Here is a 4,892-nt window from a genome sequence, read left to right on the forward strand (position 1 = left end):
TTGTACTGACCCCAAAAAGTTGGACAGATTAACCGAGGCATCAGAGAAAGAGTCCATTTAATACATGGGCTCTTTTTTGTTTCTGGCTATAACTAAATAACATTGTCCGCAATCGGATTATCCATCCCGTTGCTTTCTTACATCGCGCGGATTCCTGTCTCATCAATATTTTGTTCGTCGTATTCTTTCCTTACTGATTAAACCTTAGACTCACTATCAAATTAGTGCTTATAGCGATTTGAACGTAACAGTCTTTGCGTTCTATTAAGGGAGTCTAAGAAACAATGTTCGCTGCTGAGTTTGTGATGGTTTGAAACCATGGTGAATGTAGAAATTTTTGGCTTCTTCGGTAAGTGCATGAACCATGATTGCACGTACGCCAATATTCTCGGCAACCCGATAGCAACGAAGCACTGCATCATGAAGTAAATCAGCACCAAGCCCTTTTCCATGGAATGAGAGATCGACAGCAAGACGGGCAAGTATAATGACAGGGATGGGATCTGGCATGTTACGCCGAAGATTGCCTGTCGCTTCTGTATGGTTGACGCTGCCGGTGGCCAGAGAGTAAAAACCGGCTACTTGCTTCGTGTCTTTCTTGCACACCACAAATGTTCTGGCAGCTCCGAGGGCCTGGTTTTTGAGGCCCTTTTGCTTCAACCAGTCATCGAGCACAGCCTCACCGCTGACGAACTCAGCCACCTGATGAAAAGCGGACAAAGGTTCTGGTGCTGTTAAACGTCCCACTGAGGTTTCCTTGCCAGCAGTTTTTCGATAACGGGATCATCTACGACAGGTGCATCAAGCATGTCGATGAACTCCGCATATTGCTCATCGTTAAAGTTAAATACACGGCGGTCAAGGATCACATTCTCGGCAGCCTGACAGGCCATTTCCAGAATGAAATCTGTACGTGACTTGTGAAGGATTTCCGCAGCTGCATCAATGAGCGCCCGCTGCGATTCCTTAGCTCTAAGGTTAAGTTGAACATCTGATTTCATGAGACACCCCTTGTATAGCATTTGCTTTACAAGCATAGCATAACTACCATGTATAGCAAATGCTATACGTGAAGTCATCGTTTTTAATTTTGTGAATACAGATGTCCGCTTTGTGCCAGAAGCGGACTTTTTAAAAATATTGCGTGCCCAACAATTGGGCGCAGGTCACATCAAGTACCCTCAGAATTATAGAGAATACCTGAAATTTTTGTAGAGCGAGGTTTGTTACCCTGCCCGACCAGCGACATGTGGTTAGTTTAGTGATCAGAAATGTCGAGCGTTTGGTCGTTCATTGACGCGGGATCTTCCAACGGTTCCACATGAGTGGTGATATGGATAAAAGGCAGTGCGGTGCGGATATCATTCTCTATACGCTCGGCCCAGTCGTGCCCATATTGAACAGTCCATCGCCCAGGAACTAGGATGTGCATTGTCATAAACGCCCGCCCGCCAGCCTGGCGTGTACGTAGTGCATGGAAATCAAGCCCCTGTTCACGATATCCTGCCAGCAGTGACTCGATTTTTTTGAGTTCTTCCGTGGGTAGCGATACGTCCATCAGACCTGCAGCTGAACGACTCATAAGCTGATAACCAGTCCAAACGATGTTGGCTGCGACCAGCAATGCAACGATCGGATCGACCCAAAACCAGCCGGTCAGATAAACCAGTCCGACACCAAAAATGACACCGACCGACGTCCAGACATCGGTCAGCAGGTGATGAGCATCTGCCTCAAGAGTGATAGAGTTGTGCTGCCTGCCAGCCCTTAACAAAATGCGAGCCGTCACAAAATTAAGGATTGATGCGACTGTTGAAACCAGTAATCCGAGACCAATCTCCTCAAGCGGCTGTGGAGTTAACATCCGCTCAACTGCGGTATAGGCGATACTGGCTGCCGCCAATAGGATCAGAAATCCTTCGAAAGCACTCGAGAAATATTCGGCTTTGCCGTGCCCATATGCATGGTTCTCATCGGCCGGAAGCGCAGCCAAGGTCAGCATCCAGAGCGCCATTAGGGCTCCTGCGAGGTTAACTACGGATTCGATGGCATCAGATAGCAGACCGACCGAACCGGTCATTTTCCACGCCACACCTTTGAGTCCGATAGTGGCAATAGCCGTGGCAATGGAAAGCCAAGCGTAGTGCGTCAGCGGACGAGGTAACCCTTTTGTTTTAGTCATTATTAACTTCCTAAAATAGGACGACTAACTCACATTTCTATCCATGATAGATAATTAAACAATCATTTCGCCATGAATATTTTTTCGTTTTTATTAAATTTAATTAAAAAGTCTCTGCAAGTGCTGTTTCATCTTCTAGTAAACTAAATTTTATTTTTAGGGTTTTCTTCAACTTGAAGTAATATTATCTCACAACAGATTAGTCACTTAGGTTAACTGAGCGGCTTTTATATTTTTCAATTAAAATATGCAAAACTCCCATTGCACCATGTGCATAAAAATAGACCTCAATGAAAGTAGTAAAGAACTTATGCCAGTGGATTACTGTTTCAGCCAGATTTGACTGCATGGTATTCAACAAGAACCATAGGCCACCTGAAAGTGCTACAATTAGCAATGCTAGAACTCCAAATCCTTGGATTGTACTGGCAATACCTCCCGAATGTGCATCGGGCAGTCGGAAACTAGTCAACGTTTTTATATCTTGCTTAATACCACTAAAGTCAAGCCCTACCCATGAAAAATAATAAGTAAAACCTCTTTGAGTAAGCATCCAACTTAACATAATAAAACCACAAATAATCAGTCCTAACCCTGAAATAATGTGCATCCAGGTTATAACTCCTTCAAGACTATGTTCACCAATTGCTTCGGTCTCTGTCAGATTAGAGTTAATAATTTGTGATAATATTAGAAATGCCACAATGATGTGAAGAATACGAAAAAAAGGAGCGTAATCATGGGGTAATAGATTCCAGAGTCGCAATTTCATTAATGAGTCCTTAGTAAATTTATCGATGATCTTAATCATACAAAAGAATTATTAGGATAACCTTAATTCTTAAAATTGCAGCAGGCATTAGTTCACCTCTGATATGGCCACTTGCGAAATGGGAATGGTAACTGTTATTACTATGTGTTTACTTGCTGTTCTTGTTACGCAGCCCCTTAAACACATTACTTTCAAATATGATTTCCTGCTGGGTTTAAATATGTGTCTTTCTATAGTGCGGCAACCTATTTTTACACCAACTCATGAATTAAATAAGAATCATAAATTAAATGAGAGGTTTAATTCTCTTGCTTAACGCGATGATATTAAATGGAAATTTTAATTTTTGTAATTTATTAAACAGTTAGAATGAGACATGGTAAATACGATCTTCCTTTAGATAATTCTGATAGCACTTTTTCTACTGGGCAGTCTGCAATGTCCGCTTCTCGCTCACAGCAGACATTTACATGAGCGTGTCCAACGACGTTCAGGTTTCCTGACGGCATCCCTGTACAGAGCTTGTCAATTTCTGCCTGGATAGCTCTTTAGACGGTATTCAACCGGGCTGAGTCCGTTAAATTTAAGGCTAATTCGTCGAGTATTGTAGTATCGTATGTAATCCTCAATAGCTTTCTTAAGTTCATCAATATCCTTAAATTTACTTGTGTAAAAACATTCTGATTTTAACGTCCCGAAAAAGCATTCTGCACAGGCATTATCGAGGCAGTTGCCTTTGCGGGACATACTTTGGACGATGCCAAACTCTCGTAACTGATACTGGTACCATCGATGACGGTATTGCCAGCCCTGATCTGAATGAAGAACCGGATTGGTACCCGCATCAAGTCTGGCAAATGCCTTAATGAGCATGTCATCGATCATCGGCATGGTTGGGCGTTCTGAAATACTGTAGGAAATCACTTCGTTATTGAAGAGATCAATAATGGGTGAAAGGTAGAGTTTGCGGCCACTGACGGCGAATTCAGTGACATCGGTGACCCATTTTTCATTGGGCCGGCTGGCTTTGAAGTTTCGTTGCAGGATATTGTCAGCAGCGCGCCCATGCTCACCCCGCCATGAACTGTAGCGCTTAACTCTTATCGCGGCTTTGAGACGAAGTACATTCATCAGGCGCTGAACCACTTTGTGGTTTAACGCTCCTCCCTCTCTTCTGAGCGCCAGTGCTATCCGCCGATAACCATAGCGGCCTTGGTTCTCATCATAGATCTCTTTGATTCTGCATTTCACTTCATCGTATTTCCCCGGGGAGTGGAGTGCTTTCAGATGATAGTAAAACGTACTCCTGGGTATCTGAGCTATCTGCAAAAGCTGGTCGAACGGATAGTGCTGCCTCAGTTCGTCGATAATTCTGACCTTCTCTCTTACCGAACTAAGGCTTTCAACTTTTTTAGATAAAGTATCCGCAATTCCAGACGGCGGACTTTTTGTTCAAGTTCCTGAATACGTTTATCTTTCGAACGCTCCAGTGCCACCTCAAGCGCAACAGGATCATCAATCATATGAAGTGCCCTTTTTTTGCCCACACGGAGAGAACGAAGCCCTTCCTCTCCATGTTCGCTGAACACCTTCATCCACTTCCCAACAGAGGCTGAACCCGCGACGTTAAATTTCGCAGCAGCCTGCGTCTGGGAAATCTGCCCCGTCAGTACAGCCTTAACGGCTTCGACTCTGATATCGGGATCGATTGATACGCCCTTATCCCTGGGCTTCAGACCTTCTTCTCCATAAGCATCATAGGCTGCAACCCATATTCTTACCTGGGTTCTGGGAACGTTAAAGCGAGCTGAAGTTAAGCGATAGCCTTCATCGGTAGCGAAATAGTGCATAACCACTTCGAGGCGCTGTTGAAAGGTGTACTTACGTCTGGACATGGGACTCTCCAATTTGAGAGTCCAACTAAATGGGTGCAGTGCA

5 protein-coding genes are annotated in these 4,892 nt (G+C 44.1%); all 5 read right to left on the minus strand.

Translation table 11 applies throughout. The features are described from left to right. Positions 1-264: 264 nt before the first annotated feature. The 5 genes from KOSB73_RS26925 to KOSB73_RS26950 all read right to left on the minus strand — a co-directional run bounded on the left by KOSB73_RS26925 (position 265) and on the right by KOSB73_RS26950 (position 4,849). On the minus strand, positions 265-747 hold the full coding sequence (locus tag KOSB73_RS26925) for a GNAT family N-acetyltransferase (RefSeq protein ID WP_029497408.1): 483 nt from the start codon (positions 745-747) through the stop codon (positions 265-267). Continuing rightward, positions 735-1,022, minus strand: a complete 288-nt coding sequence (locus KOSB73_RS26930; protein WP_094645258.1) for a type II toxin-antitoxin system TacA family antitoxin — start codon at positions 1,020-1,022, stop codon at positions 735-737. Before KOSB73_RS26930 ends, KOSB73_RS26925 begins: the two co-directional genes overlap by 13 nt. A gap of 236 nt (positions 1,023-1,258) precedes the next feature. After that, positions 1,259-2,182 carry a cation diffusion facilitator family transporter gene (locus tag KOSB73_RS26935; RefSeq protein WP_000167917.1) on the minus strand — a complete coding sequence of 308 codons (924 nt, stop codon included), beginning with the start codon at positions 2,180-2,182 and terminating at the stop codon, positions 1,259-1,261. 199 nt (positions 2,183-2,381) lie between these two features. Then, positions 2,382-2,954, minus strand: coding sequence for a cytochrome b/b6 domain-containing protein (locus KOSB73_RS26940; RefSeq protein WP_001515348.1), 573 nt, complete (start codon positions 2,952-2,954; stop codon positions 2,382-2,384). Positions 2,955-3,479: 525 nt separating this feature from the next. After that, a protein-coding gene (locus KOSB73_RS26950) for an IS3 family transposase (protein WP_094645257.1) occupies positions 3,480-4,849 on the minus strand; the annotation gives its coding sequence in 2 pieces (ribosomal slippage) (positions 3,480-4,360 and positions 4,360-4,849; 1,371 coding nt in all). Between the last annotated feature and the right edge of the window lie 43 nt (positions 4,850-4,892).

The sequence above is a fragment of the Klebsiella grimontii genome (genome assembly GCF_900200035.1).
GTDB lineage: Bacteria > Pseudomonadota > Gammaproteobacteria > Enterobacterales > Enterobacteriaceae > Klebsiella > Klebsiella grimontii.

Excerpts from the sequence above, each read along its gene's own strand:
- KOSB73_RS26930 (WP_094645258.1), bottom strand. The coding sequence starts at position 1,022 with ATGCTATACAAGGGGTGTCTCATGAAATCAGATGTTCAACTTAACCTT.
- KOSB73_RS26935 (WP_000167917.1), bottom strand. The coding sequence starts at position 2,182 with ATGACTAAAACAAAAGGGTTACCTCGTCCGCTGACGCACTACGCTTGG.
- KOSB73_RS26940 (WP_001515348.1), bottom strand. The coding sequence starts at position 2,954 with ATGAAATTGCGACTCTGGAATCTATTACCCCATGATTACGCTCCTTTT.